This window comes from Alteromonas sp. KUL42 (genome assembly GCF_006538325.1).
Lineage (GTDB): Bacteria > Pseudomonadota > Gammaproteobacteria > Enterobacterales > Alteromonadaceae > Alteromonas.
Genome location: NZ_BJKK01000004.1, coordinates 333,854 through 353,140, shown reverse-complemented (window position 1 = coordinate 353,140; position 19,287 = coordinate 333,854). Strand labels below are relative to the sequence as shown.

Below are 19,287 nucleotides of genomic sequence, written 5' to 3'. Positions count from 1 at the left end.
GCCTTAACTAGCGAAGTTATGCTTCGCTAGTTGCTAGTGCCAGTAAATCAACGTCAAAATAGGTGCTCAACATTTCATTGAGTAACATTATTGGTAACCCAATAAGGCTATTGGGGTCGCGACTTTCAATGCTCTCAAAAAGCAACACGCCTAGTCCTTCACTTTTAAAACTGCCTGCGCAGTCTAAAGGGCGCTCCTTTTTAATGTAAGCGCGCAGTGATGATTCTGTGTTGTGCCTAAAGTGAACGCGGGTCTCGTCTACTTTAGTTATTGTCGTGTTAGTTGACGCTTGATGAAGGCATAAGGCAGTAAAGAAAGAGACTGTTTTTCCTTGGCAAGCTAGAAGTTGTTCTAATGCGTTTTCTTCTGTTCCAGGCTTCCCCAACAATTGCTGGCTTTTTTGATTGCTCAATGGATTGTAGATTTGATTATTGGGTTGATAGTCATTGAGCGTACCCACAAGGGCAACTTGGTCGCTACCAATAATAATGTTGTCTGCTTTGTCTTTCCCCAAGCACAATGCAACTTTCTTTGCTTTTTGCTCTGCAAGACGCACACTTAGTGCGGTAGGGAGCTCTCCTTGCAAAGGTGTTTCATCAATATCGGGGGAAAAGGTGTCTAGGGCAATGCCAATGTTAGTGAGCAACATTTTTCTATAGGGAGATGACGAGGCAAGTACAAGTGTTGTCACACAATATCCTTCATTTAAAAATCAACATGTTGTATGTGAAATTAGAAACAAACAATGCTACCTTATTCCTTCAGGCAAATTACAGCCTTTTATTGTGCGCGAAATAGTAATTATACTTTGACAGAACTGGGTTGACCCTATATCATGCGCGCCCTATGCAGAAAGTGAAACTCCCTCATTCGGTTGAACCGACTAAAAGTGCCATGAAACGCTCCGATTATCGGGGTGTGATTGCGTCTAAAGATATGGAACGATTGACCGAGGCAGTTGTTAGATGCAACGACTATGTGGACGCAGAAGTACAGTTCGAAAAAGACGCGCAGGGTCTTACTGTCTTTCACGGCCGCTTAGCCACGCAGGTAACACTTATCTGTCAAAGGTGTAATGGTGAACTCGATTATCCCGTGGAAGCGGAATTCTGTTTTACTCCAGTGCAGGGAGAAGAACAGGAAAGCGATGACATCATTCCCGAAGCTTACGAACCGGTAGAGGTCAACGACCACGGAGAAGTCAATCTGCTTCAAATTTTTGAAGATGAACTTCTGTTGTCATTGCCAATTGTGCCCCTTCATGCAGAGTCGGAGTGTGCAGTAACGCAAGATGATATGACGTTTGGAAAGATTGAACCGGAACAAGAGCGAGAAAACCCTTTCGCGGTTTTGAAAGAACTTAAGCGAGACCAGGAGTAAGTTATGGCAGTACAACAAAATCGTAAAACGCGTTCTAAGCGCGGCATGCGTCGCTCACACGATGCATTGACAGGCGCGACTTTGTCTGTCGATTCAACGTCAGGCGAAACTCACCGTCGTCACCATGTGACCGCTGACGGTTATTACAAAGGCAAGAAAGTAATCGGCGCGTAATACGGCGACTACATTTTGTCTACACTAACCATCGCGTTAGATATCATGGGGGGCGATCATGGTCCCCCTGTTATCCTTCCCGCTGCCGTTAAGGCAATCCAATTACACGCTCATATTCATTTCATACTGTGTGGTGATGAAAACGTCATTCAATCCGGTATTCTTTGCTTAACTGACTCAGAGCGCAAACGCGTTACTGTTGTGCATTGCAGTCAAGTGGTTGAAATGGGTGAGCAACCTACATCTGCGCTACGCAATAAAAAAGACTCGTCGATGCGACGGGCAATTGAGCTAGTTGAAAGTGGCGAAGCGGATGCTTGTGTTAGTGCCGGAAACACTGGTGCACTATTAACCTTATCTTTTTATCTTCTTAAAACGTTACCTGGAATAGATAGACCAGCACTAATTAACATGATGCCAACCACAGGGCATCACAATGTGTTTTTGCTCGATTTAGGGGCCAATGTAAATTGTACACCTGAAATTCTATTTCAATACGGTGTAATGGGCTCGGTACTTGCGCAGTCTGTTTCTGGTATTGCCTCACCAAGAGTGGCGCTACTGAACGTGGGTGAAGAGGATATTAAAGGCAATGCGCAGGTCAAATCTGCTGACCAACTTTTCAAAGATGCTCCCGGCATAAATTATATTGGCTATGTTGAAGGTGATGACATTTTCACTGACCATGCCGATGTGGTGGTCACGGATGGGTTTACCGGCAATGTTGCGTTAAAATCAAGCGAAGGATTGGCCAAGCTCGTGATAAACGAGGTTAAACGTCAATCACAAAAGAATTTCTACACGCGTTTACTCGCGAAAATTGCGTTCCCTTTACTGAAATCTATCTATAACAGTGTGAACCCCGACCAGTATAACGGTGCGAGTCTGATAGGATTGCGCGGCATTGTTATCAAGAGTCATGGTAATGCACAAAAAGATGCCTTTTATTACGCCATCGTACAGGCGATTAAAGAAGCAAAAATGCATTTACCAGAAAAGATAAAAACAAAGATAGAAACGGTATTGTTGGAGCAGCTTTGAGCATATATTCACGCTTTATAGGAACAGGTAGCTATTACCCCAGTGACGTGCGTACTAACGCCGATTTAGAATTAATGGTGGATACCAGTGACGAATGGATCACTGATCGCACAGGCATTAAAGAGCGACGCATAATAGGTGCAGATGAAACTGCTGCAACCATGGGGGCTGAGGCCAGTAAGAAAGCCATTGAGATGGCTGGTATCGACCCAAAATCCATTGACATGATAGTATGCGCTACTACAAGTGGACGTTACGCGTTGCCCAGTACCGCGTGTGAAATTCAGCGCATACTCGATTTAGACGGTATTCCTGCTTTTGACGTTGCCGCCGCTTGCGCAGGGTATTGCTACGCACTAAGTGTGGCAGACCAATATATCAAGTCAGGTATGGCCAAGCGCATTCTCGTTATTGGAACAGATTGTTTAAGCCGCCTGATTAACCCCGAAGACCGCACTATGGTTATTTTATTTGGTGATGCGGCGGGTGCAACAATTATAGAAGCCAGTGACGAGCCTGGTATTTTATCCACGCACATTAATGCAGCAGGTTCACATGGCGACTTGTTGTATGTAGGAAACCCAACCCGCGGCGATGAACAGTCTGTGCATGAGAACTGGGGTGTAATGCGTGGCAACGAAGTATTCAAAGTTGCAGTTACCAAATTGTCAGAAGTGGTTGAACAGACACTTGCAGCTAATGGTATGCAAAAATCTGATCTTGACTGGTTAGTGCCTCACCAAGCAAACTTTAGAATTATTAAGGCGACAGCGAAAAAGCTTAATATGTCCCTTGATCAAGTTGTACTAACATTAGAACAATACGGTAACACGTCTGCCGCAACTGTACCTACCGCGCTCGATACTGCGATCCGCGATGGGCGTATTCAGCGTGGGCAGCATTTATTACTAGAAGCGTTCGGTGGTGGTTTTGCATGGGCTTCAGCGTTAGTGCGATATTAACGGCTAAGTGTGTGTAAAAACACTTTCATATTACCGATGTATTTTACAACGTTTTCTCGTTTCTAGTAGTGTAAGAATAATAAGGAATCGACATGACAAAGACAGCCTGCGTATTTCCAGGTCAGGGCTCGCAAAGTGTGGGAATGCTAAAAGAGTTAGCTGAATCTTATCCCGTAATTGAAGCGACATTCCAAGAGGCGTCTGACGCATTGGGTTATGACCTTTGGGCTTTGGTACAAAACGATACTGATGGCAAGTTGAATGAGACCCATGTCACTCAGCCAGCGCTATTGACCGCCAGTGTCGCTATTTGGCGAGTCATTCGCGAGCAGGGTCTTGAAGTGAGCTATCTTGCCGGTCACAGCTTGGGTGAATATTCTGCCTTGGTTTGTGGTGGCGCAATGGCCTTCAGTGATGCAGTAAAATTAGTTGAAGCTCGTGGTAAGTACATGCAAGAAGCCGTGCCTGCTGGAGCGGGTGCTATGTATGCCATCATTGGTCTTGAAGATGCCGCCATTGCGGATATCTGCCAACAAACGGCTATTGCTACGGGTGACGTGGTTGCCCCAGTTAACTTTAACTCACCGGGTCAAGTGGTTATCGCGGGAGAGAAAAGCGCTGCTGAACAGGCCGCAACTGCCTGTAAAGAAGCGGGCGCGAAACGCGCATTGCCACTAGCGGTAAGTGTACCGTCACATTGCGAATTAATGCGTCCGGCAGCAGATAAGCTTGAAGATGCGCTGTCTTCACTTGACGTTCATGAACCTGCAATCAATATTGTGAACAATGTTGACGTGACAATAGAAACACAAGGCGATGCGATTAAGAACGCGCTAATTCGTCAACTTTATTGCCCCGTTCAATGGACTCGCAGTGTTGAGTATCTAGCCGCAGCAGGCGTAGAAAGAGTAATTGAAGTGGGGCCAGGCAAAGTACTTACTGGCCTAAATAAAAGAATTAGCAAAAATCTTGAATGCCTTTCTGTTAATACGCCTGAAGGCGTGGAAGCATTAAAACAATAAGGAAAAGCAATGAGTCAATTAGACGGTAAAATTGCCCTTGTCACTGGCGCAAGCCGTGGTATTGGTAAAGCCATCGCAACTCAGCTTGCACAACAAGGTGCAACGGTTATTGGCACGGCAACAAGCGACAATGGAGCCAACGCAATCAGTGAATACCTTGCTGAGTTTGGCGGTAAAGGTTTGGCGCTAAATGTCACTGACAAAGACAGTGTTGATGCAACAATAAAAGCCATAAACGAAGACCATGGCGGTATTGATATTTTGGTCAATAATGCGGGTATCACACGCGATAATCTGTTAATGCGTATGAAAGACGATGAGTGGCAAAGTATTATTGATACCAACTTGAGCTCAATATTTACTTTGTCAAAAGCGGTTTTACGCGGCATGATGAAAAAGCGTTTCGGACGTATTGTAAACATTGGTTCAGTGGTGGGAAGCGCGGGTAATGCCGGTCAAGCAAACTATGCTGCAGCCAAAGCAGGTGTTATTGGTTTTTCTAAATCAATGGCACGGGAAGTGGCTTCAAGAGGCATTACTATTAACGTAGTGGCGCCTGGATTTATCGATACGGACATGACAAAAGCACTGACCGACGATCAAAAAGACGCCATTTTTAAAGATATTCCGGCAAGTCGTTTGGGTCAGCCTGATGAAATTGCCGCCACTGTTGCTTTTTTTAGTGAGCGATGGTGCTGCCTATATTACAGGCGAAACCATCCATGTAAATGGTGGCATGTACATGGGTTAAATTCGTAAAAATTACGAATTTAACGTAGATTAGGGTGGTATTTACCCTAACTTGGATGTAAAAATAGAAACAACAAAATTTGGAATGTCGCTGGTTTGACCAGAAAATTAGTTTAAACTGGTACTTGCAAGGGCGGACCTTGCAAAATAAACTAGCGACACTTTTATTATCTAGTGACGTTTAAGGGAAACCTAGAATTATGAGTAACATTGAAGAACGCGTTAAGAAAATCATCGTTGAACAACTTGGCGTGAAAGAAGAAGAAGTAAAAGCAGAAGCTTCATTCGTTGACGACTTAGGCGCTGATTCACTTGACACAGTTGAACTGGTAATGGCTTTGGAAGAAGAATTCGATACTGAGATTCCAGACGAAGAAGCTGAAAAAATCACTACAGTTCAATCTGCTATTGATTACATCAACGCGAACAAAGACGCTTAAGTCTTAAGTAGCGAAAAAACGGCTCTTATCAAGAGCCGTTTTTGTATCTCCTACCTTTAGTTCCAAAGCGAGGGCTTTTTGTGACAAAACGTCGCGTAGTTGTTACTGGTCTTGGAATGCTTTCACCATTGGGTCTTAACAGTGAAGACACATGGCGCAAACTGCTCGCAGGCGAGAGCGGCATTGGTGAAATCACCCATTTTGATTGCAGTAACTATTCAACCCGTTTCGCAGGTCAAATAAACGATTTTGACCCGCAAGAATACATCGAAAAGAAAGAAACCAAAAAGATGGACCGCTTTATCCAGTTGGGTATTGCTGCGGGTAAGCAAGCATTAGCTGACTCGGGTTTGTCTATCACTCCAGACAACGCACACCGCGTAGGTGTGGCTATCGGCTCTGGAATTGGTGGTTTAGAGCAAATTGAGCAGAATCATATTAAATTGCTTAATAGTGGCCCTAAGCGCGTTTCTCCTTTCTTTGTACCTTCAACTATTACAAACATGATTTCAGGCTTTCTGTCTATCATGGAAGGGTTGAAAGGACCAAATTTGAATATTGTGACCGCATGTACAACCGGTGTTCACAATATTGGTGTTGCCGCAAGAACGATTGCTTACGGTGACGCTGACGCCATGCTTGCAGGCGGCGCAGAAGCGACCATTACACCATTAGGTATTGCTGGTTTCGCTGCAGCGCGTGCACTGTCTTCGCGCAATGACGACCCTAAGGCCGCTAGCCGTCCTTGGGACAAAGATCGAGATGGTTTTGTCATGGGTGAAGGAGCAGGTGTTGTCATGCTAGAAGAGTATGAGTCTGCCAAAGCACGTGGTGCGACTATTTATGCCGAGCTTGTTGGCTTCGGTATGAGTGGTGATGCATATCATATGACTTCGCCTCCAGAAGATGGCGAAGGTGCAGCAGCATCGATGGAAAATGCCTTACTTGACGCGAAAATCGATCCGAAAGAGATTGGTTATGTAAATGCGCATGGTACGTCAACGCCCGCAGGTGACATCGCTGAAGTGTCTGCGGTCAAACGTGTGTTTAACGAACACGCTTATGACCTGATGGTAAGTTCGACAAAATCGATGACTGGTCACCTTTTAGGTGCAGCGGGTTCCGTTGAGGCTATTTTTACGATCCTTGCTTTGCGTGACAAGATGGCACCGCCAACCATTAACTTAGATGAACCTAGTGAAGGTTGCGATTTAGATTTTGTCGCCAATAAAGCTAAACCATTTTCAGCTGCATATGCACTATGCAACTCATTTGGATTTGGTGGCACAAATGGCTCGTTAATTTTTAAGCGAATTAATTAAGCTTTATTGATAAAGCATTAATTAACCATCGATTAAGTTCAGAAAGGCGGCAATTATGCCGCCTTTCTTGTTTGCTCTCAGCATCTTGGTATACTCCCCAGATAGCATCAAGTCCAGCACAAGCAAGAGCCTGTAGTGAAAATAGTACCGAGTGATACTCTCATTTTAGCTTCCGATCGCGCGTTCAATTATGGCGATGGAGTTTTCACTACGATTTGTGTTGAAAACTATACGCCTCAGCTTATCGACTTGCATCTTATGCGTTTGTGCCACGATGCAAATGCTATTGGTCTTCAACTTGAGCAGAATAGGCTTATGCCAGCTATTTGTAATGAGATAGAGCGCTTAAAAGTCGATGCCCTTCAAAGTAACCTTCATGCTGATTCGTCGAATGATGATAGATACGTATTAAAAGTACATGTTTCAGGTGGCGATTCTGGACGAGGATATGCGCGAGACAAACACACTCCGCCAATTGTTCGATTTAGTCAGCATGCCTACCCAGCGAACTACGCCTCACTTGAAAAATCTGGCTTATCACTAATTTGCGCACAAACTACACTTGCTATTCAACCTTTACTCGCAGGTGTAAAGCATTTGAATAGGTTAGAGCAAGTTTTAGTAAAACAGGAAGTAGTCGCAAAGGGCGTGGATGATGCCATTGTTTGTGACACTCAAGACAATGTTATTGAAGCAAGTGCGGGAAATGTGTTTTTTTTCGCTCACGGCACATGGTATACACCTTCGCTAAAAGGGTGTGGCGTTAATGGTGTAGTTAGACAAGCGCTGGTTCAGGCCCTTCATAATGAAAATGCGCCTTTGCACGTGGGAGAATATTCCCTAAAGTCGGTTGAAGAAGCCGAGGCTGTTGTTGTGACCAATGCGCTAATGGGCGTTATGCCGGTTAAACGTATTGCGTTTAATGACGAACATTGGGTGGATTACAATATAGATAACGCAGCTATAAGATACCTTCAGAGTTTGTTGCGTATCGCGGTGTATGGAAAGTAGAAGAGCCTAAGTAAAGCTAACAGAAAGCAACACAACAGCTAAAAGTAGTAATGAAAGGAATGAATGGGAATGAAGCGAATTATTATTTTGCTTATAGCGATGTTGTTTATTGGAACCGTGAGTATTGCTGGCAGCGTACTGTATATTTCAAACATGGTTACGCGCCCACTTACAATTGAGCACGACACGTTTTTCACCATTGAAAAGGGCAGTAATGCATACCGAATAGTTAAACAACTCAGAAATAATGGGGTTACACAGGTATCCCCATTTATTGCCAAAGTGTGGTTAAAGTTCTTCGCGGGTAACACGTCTGTTAAATCTGGTACTTATTTACTGTCTCCTAATCTTTCCTTGGTCGATGCCTTCACGGTATTTACTCAGGGTGAAGAACACTTATTTGCGGTAAGCCTAGTGGAGGGGTTAACACTTTCCCAGTGGTTAGAGACCCTACAAGGACATGGCGAAATAACCTTTGATATCGATGAACAAAGTCTGTCAGATACAACGTCTTCAAATGGTGTAGATTGGTGCTGCGATGAGGTAGAACATTATGAAGGGCTGTATTTAGCCGACACGTATTTTTTCACCAAAGGAACACATGCCAGTGATATTTTGCGCCGTGCTCACCGTGCGCTGGTTAATTTTACCGCTGAAGCATGGCGCAATAGAGCACTGGAGTTGCCACTTACCACGCCTTATGAAGCGTTGATCCTTGCCAGTATTATAGAAAAGGAAACCGCAGTACCTTCTGAACGCGAGCAAATAGCGGGGGTTTTTGTAAATAGGCTCAATAATAATATGCGCCTTCAAACAGACCCCACTGTTATTTACGGTATTGGCGCAGATTTCGACGGCAACATAACACGTAAACACTTGCGCACAGCCACACCATACAATACTTATGTAATAAAAGGGTTACCGCCTACGCCAATTGCGATGGCAGGAAAAGAAGCAATTGTAGCAGCTCTTATGCCTGAGCAAACAGATGCGTTATACTTTGTGGCTAAAGGTGATGGTACCCATCAGTTTTCTACAACGTTGGAAGCACATAATGCCGCGGTTCGAAAATATCAGCTAAACCGTTAATAGCTATATCAAAAATGTCAGCAGATAACGGCCATGCTCCAGTGGGGCTGGGCAATTTTGACCGCCAAAACAAAAAACTGAACGAAGATACACAGGCTCTAGGCTAGTTTAACGATGCATAAACTAAATAGGAGTTACCTAGAAGCAGTTACAAGCTCTTAATTTGGGATTTACTCTAAATATCTAATTTAAAAAACTTTTTACAATTAAAGCGTTGAGCTTTGTTTTTTCGCTGTTTATAGTGCGCCAAAAGTATTTAAGCCATCATATGTACCTTCACACGAATCTTAAGCTAAGATCTACTAATTACGCACCGGTATGGGGGTGTTTGTGTGCGACAAGCATTGCCATTGGGTGGACTGTCATTTTTATCATCCAACCTGAATTTTTAACTGATCTAGACGCTAGACAGCAACTCATCAACAAGCATAGTGCTCTGCTGATACTTTGGTATATCATTGATTGGCTTGTATTTGGTTTGTCACTTGCATTTTTTAGTTTCTCAATAACGGGGTTAATCAGGAGTCAGTTTAGTATCAAAGAACTCTTGATTAATCTGACCAGTATTCTTTCCGCTTCATATTGCATTTCTGTGGGGTTAGCAGAAATTTTAGGCTTATTAAGTCAAATGTCTGCGACCCCTTATGGTAATAGCCAGCTACAGTTTCAAGCCTTTATCATGGTCCTCCAAAAACTACGAGGCAGTACAGAGTTCTCCTGTGATATTTGGTTACTACTTTTAAATACCTGGTTATGGTCAAAGAAATTAGTTCACAAATCAGTATGTCTACTAGGTATTATCGTTGGCCTACTTGGTTTTCTCATTTTGTTTTATCAGTTTTATATACTTGTGATGTGTTATGTCGCACTCCACTGTTTCTGGTTTGGGAGTATTTCAATGCTACTGTTATTCAAATCTGACCAAATTAAGGAAAGCTTGAATACTCAAGCAGAACCCCACCGATAATCAAATGCAATTTAATTATTGAGCTGTTAGAGGCGAATTTGAACAATGACAAACAGGCTCTAGTGGCTGAATAAGGTTTAAGCGTACCATTGGCTATAGCATCTTATGTATCGTTGTCAGTGAATTTTATCCAATAAATTTAGTATGCTACTCGCTAGCTCTTTATTTCTAGCTGAACCTTTAACCGCTTTAGATGTGTCTTCTGCGAGCGAATCAACATTACCAGCAACTAAATTCAGTTTTTCTCCAACTTCAGTAAGTGACTTATTGAAGTGGTTTAGTTTAGTAACTACGTCTTCTGAAGCTTTTGAAACCGAATGGGTCGAGGTTTGGATGGAGTTTCCGCTGGCATCTGTTGCCGATGTTGCGTTTACCATATACGTATTTAGTTGTGTTAACGCTTGGCTGACATTGTTTTGTTTTTCAGACAGTTTATTTAAGTGTGAATTAATTTGCTCTGAGTTTTGTTTCGTTTTCTGTGCAAGGGCTTTAACTTCATCAGCAACTACGGCAAAGCCTCTACCAGCTTCTCCTGCCCGAGCTGCTTCTATCGCTGCATTGAGCGCGAGCAAATTCGTTTGTTCAGATGTACCTGAAATTTCTACGGCTAACGTTGAGATACTTTTAAACTCAGCCAAGAATTCATCGAGCTGACTTGTTAATTTTGTACCTGCAATATAAGCATTATTGATTTCAGCAGTTATATTTTGTATTTGATGACAAACCGCGTTAAACGCATTCACCATATCATCCAAACGCAGTTTACTTTGCTCAGTTTCTTTTATGAGCATTTCGTTTGTTTCGATTGTTAGACGTGCAGTTGATGCTAGGTCTTCCACAAATATTACGCGTTGAGTCGAGGCAATGTTTACATTATGTGCATTTTGCTCAATTTGTTCTGCGAAAGTTTTAATTTCTGTTTTAGCAGGTTCGTTGAAATTGACTATATCGGCATGTTCAATACAGTTTTTCTTTAACTCCATTTGTTCTATCGCGCATTTGTATGAACTGCTTGCTCCTGAATATGTTGTTACACAGTACGGTACGCAATAGGTTAGAAACAGCTTTGACCAGGTGATTGTTGCCCCAAAAAACAAACCGTCAAATTGATTAATAATATTTAAAATACTGCCTACTATGAGCGCTACAGTGAACGAACGTTTGATTAATTCTCTTCTGAATGCAAAATCTACCCAAGATAAATGAGAAGTAGAAATAGTGGTTTCGGTCATCAACAGGTTCCTATTATTGATTAAGGATGACATATAGCTAATAAAATCGGATAGTAGACCTTATGTTGAAAAATAAACTTTCAAAATTTCTTAATTTTGTGCTGATGTTTGGTTATCGATATAAAGTATTGAAAAATTGCTTACGATCGTAACAATTAGATGCAGAATTTAATTCTGAAGAGACCCACATTGTCTAATGAAACAATGTTTCGCAATATGTTAAATGTTCCAGCGGGCTGGTTAGCACTGAGAGTTGTTATTTGAGCTCGTATATACCAAAAATCACGTAAGCAATAGTAGCTGCCCTTATGCCTGAGCAAACAGATGCGTTATACTTTGTGGCTAGAGGTGATGGTACCCATCAGTTTTCCACAACGTTGGAAGCACATAATGCCGCGGTTCGAAAATATCAGCTAAACCGCTAATTACTGTGAAGTTTGAACGGATTAAGCGGCTACGTAAAAACAAGAAAGAGATAAAGAAAAATACATGCGCGGAAAATTTATTGTTGTAGAAGGCTTAGAAGGTGCGGGAAAGAGCTCGGTGATAAGCCTAATTGTTGATGCGCTAACGGCATCGGGAAAAACGGTTGAGCAAACTCGCGAACCCGGTGGTACACCAATGGCAGAAGCCATTAGGGAATGTGTTAAGCACGATTGGGGTGAATCTGTTGCTGAGGAAACTGAGTTACTGTTGATGTATGCCGCACGAGTACAGCTACTGACCAATCGTATATTGCCGGCACTGAACGACGGCAAGTGGGTAGTGGGTGATAGGCACGATTTGTCCTCTCAAGCCTATCAAGGTGGTGGCCGAGGTGTGAGCGCAGACACTATGTCGGCCATCAGTCATATAGCACTAAAAGGTTTTAAACCTGATTTAACGATTTATTTAGACGTTGAACCTGCAGAGGGCTTGGCTCGGGCCCGTGGTCGCGGCGAACTCGATCGTATAGAGCAAGCTGGATTGGCTTTTTTTGAGCGTACTCGTGAGCGATATTTAGCATTGGCGAAAGAGGATGACAGCATTAATGTTGTTAGTGCTATGCAGCCAATGAAAAAGGTGCATCAAGATGTTATTGAAATTGTTGAGCGCTATGCACGCAGTGTTCAACCTACGTTAAAGCGTGATGACTGATGTTACCTTGGTTCTCTAGTATTTATACCTCACTGACAACGCGCTATTTGGCTAAGTCACTTCACCACGGTTTGTTATTTAGTGGCGTCAAAGGAATTGGAAAATTTCAATTGGCGCTTGAGTTGAGTCACACTTTGCTATGTAAGCAGTCATCGGTACAAGGTCCCTGTGGCCAATGTCAAAGTTGTAATTTACGCCAAGCTGGTAACCATCCAGACTTTCACATTCTTGAAAGCGAGAAGCAACTAGGGGTGGATAAAATTCGAGAAGGCATTGCGAAACTAATTGGCACAGCGCAAATGGGAGGGAATAAAGTGTTGTTGATCCCCAAAGCGGATTCAATGACAGAAGCTGCGTCGAATGCCTTATTGAAAACACTTGAAGAGCCGACGTTAAATACCTACTTAATACTGATAACAAACAGTGTTAATAAGCTCATGCCCACGATTTTAAGTCGTTGTGAGAAACACACCCTTGGCCTGCCTACGGAGCAAGAGAGTATGCAGTATTTAGTGCAGAAGGGGTTTAATGATGTGAGCCCTGCGCTATTAGGGGCGTACGGCAATGCTCCGCTTAGTGTGGAAGATGCATTGAGTGGTGAAGATGATTTCAGCTATCGCCTATTTAGTGATGGTATGCGGGCTCTTTTAGCAGGCGACGCTGATAAGCAACCGCAAATGCTGGCCAATAAATGGAAGGATAACGCGGGCCAAGTTGCACTTTGGTGCCAACAACATGCTCACGAGCGTTTCATGCAACGTCAGCAGCCAGATGATTATGTGCGTTATAAGGCTTGCGTAGACGCCGTTAAAACCCTACAGCACCCGGGGGTAAATAAATCTATGGTGCTATTTGGTTTGCTAAAGCAATTTCAGCGCTAGTAAAAGGAAAAAATTAGGGCAGGCGATTTGGGGGCAAAAAGCATAAGGTAAAAAGCCTAACGCAAAAAACCTAAAGCAAAAAAACGTGAGCATCAGGTTAACTTCCTAACCCTTAATTTTGAACCTTATATACATAAATGCGTATTGCAGTTTAGCTTTGACCAACGTTTTTCATTTTTTCATTAGTTATACAGGTGTAATTTGTTTGTAGATTCTCATTGTCATTTAGATAGATTAAAGCAAGGGCCACAAGCACTGGCAGAAACCTTAGATTTTGCGAGAACTCGCGGTGTTGAGCACTTTTTGTGTGTTTGTGTATCGGTTAAAGACTACGACAGTATGTTAGACACAGTCGCGCAATTTGACGATGTGTCTGTATCTTGTGGTGTCCATCCACTGCATCAAGACGATGCATGTACCTATGAAGAACTGTTAGAAAAGGCACAACGAGATGAAGTGGTAGCCATTGGCGAAACGGGGTTAGACTATTTTTACAGCCCAGAAAGCAAAGAAGTGCAATTAACATCGTTTATCGACCATATCAAAGTGGCCAACGAAACACGAAAGCCACTAATCATACATACCCGAGATGCACGGGAGGATACGATAAACTTACTCCGCACACACAAAGCACCGCATACAGTTGGCGTACTTCACTGTTTTACTGAGTCATTGGAAATGGCACAAGCAGCAATTGATATGGGCTTTTACATTTCTATATCTGGCATTGTTACATTTAACTCTGCTGATGAATTACGTGAAGTGGTAAAAGCCGTTCCATTAGAACGATTACTGATTGAAACTGACTCACCATGGTTGGCCCCTGTACCGCACCGAGGAAAGCAAAATCAGCCAGGCTATGTAGTAGAGGTCGCTGAATTTATTGCTGAACTTAAAGGAGTGTCTGTGGCGGAACTTGCCCGTATTACCACAGAGAATTTTTACACCTTGTTTTCTCGTGCAAAAATGCAAGCAGCATAAATACACAAAGGGGGAAGGGAATGCCACAGTGGAAACAAAGTCTCACCAAAAGTCTGCATCAAACCCGCAGTACGCCTGAAAGTCGTTACTTTCAGTTAGCGACAGTCGATAAAGATGGCTTCCCTTTTTGTCGAACAGTAGTGTATCGAGGGTTAACTGATAACAACCAATTGGTAGTGGTTTCAGATACCCGCACTGAGAAATATCAACAACTCATGCAAAACCAACATGCAGAAGCATGTTGGTACTTTGCGAAAACACGGGAGCAATATCGCTTTCGTTGTACAGGAAGCATTGTCACCGTTTTAGACGATCAGCCGTTAGTCTCAGCGCATTGGAATAAATTGTCTGATGCGGGTAAGAAGCAATTTTTATGGGGCAACCCGGGAAGTGAACGAACCAGCGACAGCGCATTACAAGTGGTAGGTGATTTTCAAAACGTCCCCTCGCACTTTTGTGTGTTATTACTACAAATAAATAAAGTGGATTACCTGAATTTACGCGGTAATCCACAGTGTCGTGAATGGTTTTATCAAAACAGCGAAGGAACTTGGGTTAGTCAGTCTGTCATCCCTTAGCGGCCCCCTAAAGCATAAATAGTTGTTATGCTTTAGGGTCAAAGATATCTTCAATGCGTTGCTCAAATACCTCAGCCAAAGCAAAAGCGAGCGTCAATGATGGGTCGTGCTTGCTCGTTTCTACCGCGTTGATTGCTTGTCGAGATACATTTAATTTCTCTGCCAAATCTGCCTGAGACCAACCTTTTTCAGCTCGAAGTACCCGTAATCTATTCTTCATTAAAATCACTCTTAAGCTGGAAATATTGCGCTACCCCGAAGGTAAACGCTATTGCTGGCAACATGAACGCTGGACTAAAGCTGGGTAACTCTATCATTTCTGCCGCCAAACCATACGCCATTGCGCTGCATCCGACGATACCCACTGCCCAGAGCAAGCTTTCTCCCATTACGCTTTGAATATACTCATCTAAAGAGCGGTAGTGAGCCACGACTAATCGCAATAAAAATATAACGGGAATGATAGGCGTTACGGCAAGTAATGCTGTTGTATATGAAGACAAGTTATTTGTCTCATTGATTACTACTGACATCCCCAAAACAACTAAAAACATAGCAATGTACATCATGAATTTAACAAGAAATGTCTTTGCTTTTTTCTCAGATATATTACTCATATCGATCTCCATTTTTAACAGAATGTATTAGTTCGTATCTACATTGTGTAATAAGTTCCCTACATAATGTCAGGTTAACCTTACTTCCTGCTCTCTCTTATGTCAAGTATGCCTGACATAAAGTACAGTTGTTATTACATTGTCTTGGTTATGACGGTAATTAATGTTTGTCGTTTTAATTGTAGTTCTCTGATTTTCTAACGGGGAGGAGGGAATGAATTACATGGCCACAGTGCAGATTTTACTTACAAGTATGTAAGTGCGGTGCGCATGTTTCAGAAAATTATATAAAAATCAGATGATTGGTGTTTGTGGTGGCTTGGAACAGCAGTTGCAATCCTTAGGTTGAAGTACGTTTAAATTTAAGGAGAGAATAATGGCTACATCAAAATCTACCGCAAATGGTGCAGATACTTCAGGTCACCCTATGACAGATAAGCTGCAATCCACACTGCATGAATCGTTGGACACGATTGCAGAGAAAGCGGCTACCGCTGAACAAAGCTTACGTGATTCGGCATCAGGATCAGCAGAAAACCTCGCTGCCCGTCGTCGTCTGATGAAACAAAAATGGTTGGGTTCATCAGTACGAAATTACGCTGTGGAAAATCCTGTAGCGGCTGCAGGAATTACATTCGCTGCTGGTATGCTTGTGGCCTCATTGCTGAAAAAAAGCAAATAGTCAGAGGTAAAGGATGAGCCAATCATCTGTCGATGGACATACAACGCCCCGCCCAGAAAGCGATGTTTCCAGCGGGGCGTCATCGCATCAAGCTCAACATAACGAGAAGGTGTCACAGCTGGACATTTCGCTGGACGAAGTGGTTGAAGCGGTGTCAGATCTCGTTGAAGCAAAGAAATTGCAGTTTGGCGCGCAATGGGCGTTAGTAGGGGCAGAAGCAAAATTACTGAAACAATCTGTACTTGTTACTGTACTCGCCACGCTGGCAACGTTTGCGTTTGGTTGTGTTTGCTGGCTAATTCTTAATATTGCTTCTGCAGTTTTATTGACCAAAGCTGAATTACATGCAGCGTTAGTGGCTGGGATCCTACTCTTGATAAACGGCTCGCTTATGTTTATGACGTGGCGTGTGGCGAGACAGGCTTTTCAGTTTATTTCTATCAACCCGCTGGTGGCCACCTTTAAAGGTGAGCCTGAAGATAGTCAGACTAGGGAACAGCGAAACGAGCCGGAGAGTTAAAATGGCCAATCTGTTTTTACGACGTGCTATTGCTGAGCGAGACCTACGAGTCCACGAATACAAAGAACTTAAGTTGCTTAGTGAATACTGTCAGGAAGATGCCATAGTTGCGTCAAAACAACTGCTGGTAACTCCTCTGGGGTTAATGGGAAGCTTTTCTGCAGGTGCGTTTAAAGGTTGGCACTTAGATGATCCACACAAGGCTAACAGACGACGTAAAGCTGTTTGGCGTTTTGCCAGAATGTGGTTGCAACAGGTTGTATTCTGACATTAAAAAACCTCGCCGAAGCGAGGTTTTTCAAGTTTAGTCTTTTTAGGTCAAGGCTTTTAATGTAAAGGCCTCTTAGACTCGAGTTGCATTAACTATTTAGTAAGTACAATCTCTACCAACCACATTGGCGCGTTGCGTTTTGTTCGTCTAACCACGCTTTAAGTGGAGCAAAGTAGGCGGCAATTGTACTAGCATCCATTTCAGGTGAGCCTGTAAGCGTTTCTAGTGCGTTTTGCCATGGTTGGCTCATGCCCATTTCTAGCATTTCATTCAGAGCTTTACCTGCTTCCTCACTGCCGTAAATAGAGCAACGATTAAGTGGGCCTTCATCGCCTGCAATATCACACAGTGCTTTGTGGAACTGGAATTGAAGAATGTGTGCTAAGAAATAACGCGTGTAAGGTACATTTGCTGGAACGTGATATTTTGCACCTGGATCAAATGCATCAGCGCTGCGTTCAACCGGCGGCATTACACCTTGATATTTCTCACGAAGCTCCCACCACAAATCGTTGTACTGCTCTGGTGTAACTTCACCTGATAGCACTTTCCAACGCCATTGGTCCACCATTAAACCAAATGGAATAAAGGCAATTTTGTCTAACGCTACTTGCATTAGCATACCGATATCATTCGATGCATCAGGGATGGTATCAATAAGGCCAATTTCCTTGAGGTACTTTGGTGTAATTGAGAGTGCAATAGTGTCACCAATTGCTTCGTGGAAACCATCATTTGCCGAGCCACGGTAAAGCAGAGGTTGATTTTTGTAGGCGCGCTGATAGTAGTTATGACCAAGCTCATGGTGGATAACGTTAAACTCTTCACCTGTCTTTTGAATACACATTTTTATGCGTAAGTCGTCTTTGTCATCAAGGTCCCAAGCAGAAGCGTGACACTGAACGTCCCGGCCTTCAGGTTTTTGAAACATGGAGCGCTCCCAAAACGTCTCTGGCAGTTCTTCAAAGCCAAGGGAAGAGAAAAACGACTCAGCTTGCTTAACCATCGCAATTTCGTCATAACCTTGCGCATTAAGTGCAGCGGTAACATCAGGAACCGTCATTTCTTGTTGAGGCTTAACGATATCGTAAATATTTCCCCAAGACTGTGCCCACATGTTGCCAAGTAAGTGTGCAGGAATAGGTTTGTCTTGTGGTACAACATCTTCACCGTAGTGTTCACCTAGTTCAGCACGCACGTGGCAATGCAACGCTTCATAAAATGGCTCTACTTGTGACCATAAGCGATCAAGCTCTTTTGGGAATGCCTCAGCAGTCATGTCATACTTGCCACGCCACAATTCACTAACATTGGCAAAACCTAGTTCCGCAGCCCCTTCATTGGCCAGTGAAACTTGTTCGGCGTATAACGGCGCCATAGGTTTAGACACTTCGCGCCAACCTTTCCAATATTCAAGTAGCAAATCTGCGTCACGTACAGTGGCCATCTCACCACTCATTTCAACCAAGCTCTTACACGTACCGTCTTCACGACAATATTCGCCAGCGCCATACATTGCGCTCAAGTCAGAGCCAATTTTTGCGAGGCGCTCTGCTTTAACTGGATCAGAGGGCGGGGGCATAGTTAGGCCATTTTTCAAAAGATTTAGTTGTCGACGAGTATCAACATCAACATCGACATCATTAAATTTAGCGGCTTCTTTCGCCAAGTTAGCCACTTTTGTAGACAACACTTCGTTAAAATAAGCACTTACGGCCGCGGTGTCGAAGTTAATGTTCGTAGCATAGCTCCACTCTGCGTGAGCGGCAGGAACCTGCATTTTTTCAATGTCGTTTTGGGCCTGTGTTAAAAATGCTTTAGCATCAGCAGCGGTTGGTGCTGGTGCAGCGTTGGTTTGCGTAGCTTTTTCGCCACAGCCAAACAAAGATATACTAACCAAGGCAGCCAGTAGTGTACGTTTGTGCGTGATCATTATTTGTCCTTCATTATTGTGGTTTTTGCTGTTGGCCCTTCATTAGTTTGTCGTTAAGAACTATTGAGACTAACAGAGACATGCCTTCCCATTGTGAAACGCTACTGCTGATTTGTAAAATAAAATTGTAAAACCACTCTAGCCTCTATCATGTGTTTGGATACTTAATTGATAAGTTCGCTGCGCTTTAGTAAAGGAATAAGAATAACGGAGTAAGTTTTTGGGAACATATGCTTACAAAAAACGAAGGTAAAAGGAGTTAGCTACACACATTTTATTGTTGTGTCGTGCTACTGT

21 protein-coding genes and 2 pseudogenes are annotated in these 19,287 nt (G+C 43.2%); 18 read left to right on the top strand and 5 right to left on the bottom strand.

Annotated elements, in window-relative coordinates; translation table 11 throughout:
• Positions 1 to 16: 16 nt before the first annotated feature.
• Positions 17 to 691: a nucleoside triphosphate pyrophosphatase gene (locus EYR97_RS08730; protein ID WP_131093451.1), complete on the bottom strand. Its 675-nt coding sequence runs from the start codon at positions 689 to 691 to the stop codon at positions 17 to 19.
• 155 nt (positions 692 to 846) lie between these two features.
• Between EYR97_RS08730 and yceD the strand changes: the two genes are divergently transcribed.
• The 10 genes and pseudogenes from yceD (at position 847) to mltG (ending at position 9,191) form a co-directional block, all read left to right on the top strand.
• Positions 847 to 1,380, top strand: a complete 534-nt coding sequence (yceD, locus tag EYR97_RS08725) for a 23S rRNA accumulation protein YceD (protein ID WP_131093450.1) — start codon at positions 847 to 849, stop codon at positions 1,378 to 1,380.
• Positions 1,381 to 1,383: 3 nt separating this feature from the next.
• The gene (rpmF, locus tag EYR97_RS08720; RefSeq protein ID WP_012518206.1) at positions 1,384 to 1,554 is read left to right on the top strand and encodes a 50S ribosomal protein L32; all 171 of its coding nucleotides are present in this window, start codon (positions 1,384 to 1,386) and stop codon (positions 1,552 to 1,554) included.
• A 15-nt stretch (positions 1,555 to 1,569) separates the two neighbouring features.
• Positions 1,570 to 2,595: a phosphate acyltransferase PlsX gene (gene plsX, locus EYR97_RS08715; protein WP_131093449.1), complete on the top strand. Its 1,026-nt coding sequence runs from the start codon at positions 1,570 to 1,572 to the stop codon at positions 2,593 to 2,595.
• Between the two features lie 2 nt (positions 2,596 to 2,597).
• Complete coding sequence (locus EYR97_RS08710; protein ID WP_131093467.1) at positions 2,598 to 3,557, top strand: beta-ketoacyl-ACP synthase III; 960 nt, start codon at positions 2,598 to 2,600, stop codon at positions 3,555 to 3,557.
• 92 nt (positions 3,558 to 3,649) lie between these two features.
• On the top strand, positions 3,650 to 4,579 hold the full coding sequence (gene fabD, locus EYR97_RS08705) for an ACP S-malonyltransferase (protein WP_131093448.1): 930 nt from the start codon (positions 3,650 to 3,652) through the stop codon (positions 4,577 to 4,579).
• A gap of 9 nt (positions 4,580 to 4,588) precedes the next feature.
• Positions 4,589 to 5,330, top strand: a pseudogene (fabG, locus tag EYR97_RS08700) (3-oxoacyl-ACP reductase FabG).
• Between the two features lie 199 nt (positions 5,331 to 5,529).
• Positions 5,530 to 5,769, top strand: a complete 240-nt coding sequence (gene acpP, locus EYR97_RS08695; RefSeq protein WP_012518211.1) for an acyl carrier protein — start codon at positions 5,530 to 5,532, stop codon at positions 5,767 to 5,769.
• An 80-nt stretch (positions 5,770 to 5,849) separates the two neighbouring features.
• Positions 5,850 to 7,091: a beta-ketoacyl-ACP synthase II gene (gene fabF / locus EYR97_RS08690; protein ID WP_131093447.1), complete on the top strand. Its 1,242-nt coding sequence runs from the start codon at positions 5,850 to 5,852 to the stop codon at positions 7,089 to 7,091.
• Positions 7,092 to 7,226: 135 nt separating this feature from the next.
• Entirely contained in the window at positions 7,227 to 8,102 is an 876-nt protein-coding gene (gene pabC / locus EYR97_RS08685) for an aminodeoxychorismate lyase (protein ID WP_131093446.1), read from the top strand.
• Positions 8,103 to 8,171: 69 nt separating this feature from the next.
• Entirely contained in the window at positions 8,172 to 9,191 is a 1,020-nt protein-coding gene (mltG, locus tag EYR97_RS08680) for an endolytic transglycosylase MltG (protein ID WP_131093445.1), read from the top strand.
• A gap of 1,083 nt (positions 9,192 to 10,274) precedes the next feature.
• Here the strand turns inward: mltG and nrtS are convergent.
• On the bottom strand, positions 10,275 to 11,390 hold the full coding sequence (gene nrtS, locus EYR97_RS22605) for a nitrate/nitrite transporter NrtS (RefSeq protein ID WP_165478008.1): 1,116 nt from the start codon (positions 11,388 to 11,390) through the stop codon (positions 10,275 to 10,277).
• 290 nt (positions 11,391 to 11,680) lie between these two features.
• Between nrtS and EYR97_RS08670 the strand changes: the two are divergent.
• The 5 genes and pseudogenes from EYR97_RS08670 to EYR97_RS08650 all read left to right on the top strand — a co-directional run.
• Positions 11,681 to 11,815: pseudogene (locus EYR97_RS08670) on the top strand (endolytic transglycosylase MltG); the annotation flags it as partial.
• Positions 11,816 to 11,879: 64 nt separating this feature from the next.
• Positions 11,880 to 12,527: a dTMP kinase gene (gene tmk, locus EYR97_RS08665; protein WP_131093443.1), complete on the top strand. Its 648-nt coding sequence runs from the start codon at positions 11,880 to 11,882 to the stop codon at positions 12,525 to 12,527.
• On the top strand, positions 12,527 to 13,408 hold the full coding sequence (locus tag EYR97_RS08660) for a DNA polymerase III subunit (protein ID WP_131093442.1): 882 nt from the start codon (positions 12,527 to 12,529) through the stop codon (positions 13,406 to 13,408). Before tmk ends, EYR97_RS08660 begins: the two co-directional genes overlap by 1 nt.
• Positions 13,409 to 13,609: 201 nt before the next feature.
• A complete protein-coding gene (locus EYR97_RS08655; protein WP_131093441.1) occupies positions 13,610 to 14,389 on the top strand; it encodes a TatD family hydrolase in 780 nt (259 codons plus the stop codon).
• 20 nt (positions 14,390 to 14,409) lie between these two features.
• Positions 14,410 to 14,967, top strand: a complete 558-nt coding sequence (locus EYR97_RS08650; protein WP_131093440.1) for a pyridoxamine 5'-phosphate oxidase family protein — start codon at positions 14,410 to 14,412, stop codon at positions 14,965 to 14,967.
• Positions 14,968 to 14,992: 25 nt separating this feature from the next.
• Here the strand turns inward: EYR97_RS08650 and EYR97_RS08645 are convergent, their stop codons facing one another.
• A complete protein-coding gene (locus tag EYR97_RS08645) occupies positions 14,993 to 15,187 on the bottom strand; it encodes a helix-turn-helix transcriptional regulator (protein WP_131093439.1) in 195 nt (64 codons plus the stop codon).
• Positions 15,177 to 15,584 carry a hypothetical protein gene (locus EYR97_RS08640; RefSeq protein WP_131093438.1) on the bottom strand — a complete coding sequence of 136 codons (408 nt, stop codon included), beginning with the start codon at positions 15,582 to 15,584 and terminating at the stop codon, positions 15,177 to 15,179. Before EYR97_RS08640 ends, EYR97_RS08645 begins: the two co-directional genes overlap by 11 nt.
• Before the next feature lie 376 nt (positions 15,585 to 15,960).
• On the opposite strand from EYR97_RS08640, the gene EYR97_RS08635 reads away from it, so the two are divergent.
• The 3 genes from EYR97_RS08635 to EYR97_RS08625 are packed head-to-tail and all read left to right on the top strand — an operon-like array spanning position 15,961 to position 17,054.
• Positions 15,961 to 16,266, top strand: coding sequence for a DUF883 domain-containing protein (locus tag EYR97_RS08635; RefSeq protein ID WP_131093437.1), 306 nt, complete (start codon positions 15,961 to 15,963; stop codon positions 16,264 to 16,266).
• Positions 16,267 to 16,279: 13 nt separating this feature from the next.
• Complete coding sequence (locus tag EYR97_RS08630; protein ID WP_131093436.1) at positions 16,280 to 16,786, top strand: hypothetical protein; 507 nt, start codon at positions 16,280 to 16,282, stop codon at positions 16,784 to 16,786.
• A gap of 1 nt (position 16,787) precedes the next feature.
• Positions 16,788 to 17,054 (top strand): hypothetical protein, encoded by a 267-nt coding sequence (locus EYR97_RS08625; protein ID WP_131093435.1) that lies wholly within the window; start codon positions 16,788 to 16,790, stop codon positions 17,052 to 17,054.
• A gap of 115 nt (positions 17,055 to 17,169) precedes the next feature.
• On the opposite strand, the gene EYR97_RS08620 is transcribed toward EYR97_RS08625, so the two are convergent.
• The gene (locus tag EYR97_RS08620) at positions 17,170 to 18,990 is read right to left on the bottom strand and encodes a M2 family metallopeptidase (protein ID WP_131093434.1); all 1,821 of its coding nucleotides are present in this window, start codon (positions 18,988 to 18,990) and stop codon (positions 17,170 to 17,172) included.
• Positions 18,991 to 19,287 lie beyond the last annotated feature (297 nt).

Bases quoted from the DNA above. Each gene is read 5' to 3' on its own strand.
- EYR97_RS08630 (WP_131093436.1), top strand. From the start codon at position 16,280: ATGAGCCAATCATCTGTCGATGGACATACAACGCCCCGCCCAGAAAGC.
- EYR97_RS08660 (WP_131093442.1), top strand. From the start codon at position 12,527: ATGTTACCTTGGTTCTCTAGTATTTATACCTCACTGACAACGCGCTAT.
- acpP (WP_012518211.1), top strand. From the start codon at position 5,530: ATGAGTAACATTGAAGAACGCGTTAAGAAAATCATCGTTGAACAACTT.
- yceD (WP_131093450.1), top strand. From the start codon at position 847: ATGCAGAAAGTGAAACTCCCTCATTCGGTTGAACCGACTAAAAGTGCC.
- EYR97_RS08650 (WP_131093440.1), top strand. From the start codon at position 14,410: ATGCCACAGTGGAAACAAAGTCTCACCAAAAGTCTGCATCAAACCCGC.
- fabD (WP_131093448.1), top strand. From the start codon at position 3,650: ATGACAAAGACAGCCTGCGTATTTCCAGGTCAGGGCTCGCAAAGTGTG.
- tmk (WP_131093443.1), top strand. From the start codon at position 11,880: ATGCGCGGAAAATTTATTGTTGTAGAAGGCTTAGAAGGTGCGGGAAAG.
- rpmF (WP_012518206.1), top strand. From the start codon at position 1,384: ATGGCAGTACAACAAAATCGTAAAACGCGTTCTAAGCGCGGCATGCGT.
- EYR97_RS08645 (WP_131093439.1), bottom strand. From the start codon at position 15,187: ATGAAGAATAGATTACGGGTACTTCGAGCTGAAAAAGGTTGGTCTCAG.
- EYR97_RS08635 (WP_131093437.1), top strand. From the start codon at position 15,961: ATGGCTACATCAAAATCTACCGCAAATGGTGCAGATACTTCAGGTCAC.
- EYR97_RS08625 (WP_131093435.1), top strand. From the start codon at position 16,788: ATGGCCAATCTGTTTTTACGACGTGCTATTGCTGAGCGAGACCTACGA.
- mltG (WP_131093445.1), top strand. From the start codon at position 8,172: ATGAAGCGAATTATTATTTTGCTTATAGCGATGTTGTTTATTGGAACC.
- EYR97_RS08620 (WP_131093434.1), bottom strand. From the start codon at position 18,990: ATGATCACGCACAAACGTACACTACTGGCTGCCTTGGTTAGTATATCT.
- nrtS (WP_165478008.1), bottom strand. From the start codon at position 11,390: ATGACCGAAACCACTATTTCTACTTCTCATTTATCTTGGGTAGATTTT.
- EYR97_RS08640 (WP_131093438.1), bottom strand. From the start codon at position 15,584: ATGAGTAATATATCTGAGAAAAAAGCAAAGACATTTCTTGTTAAATTC.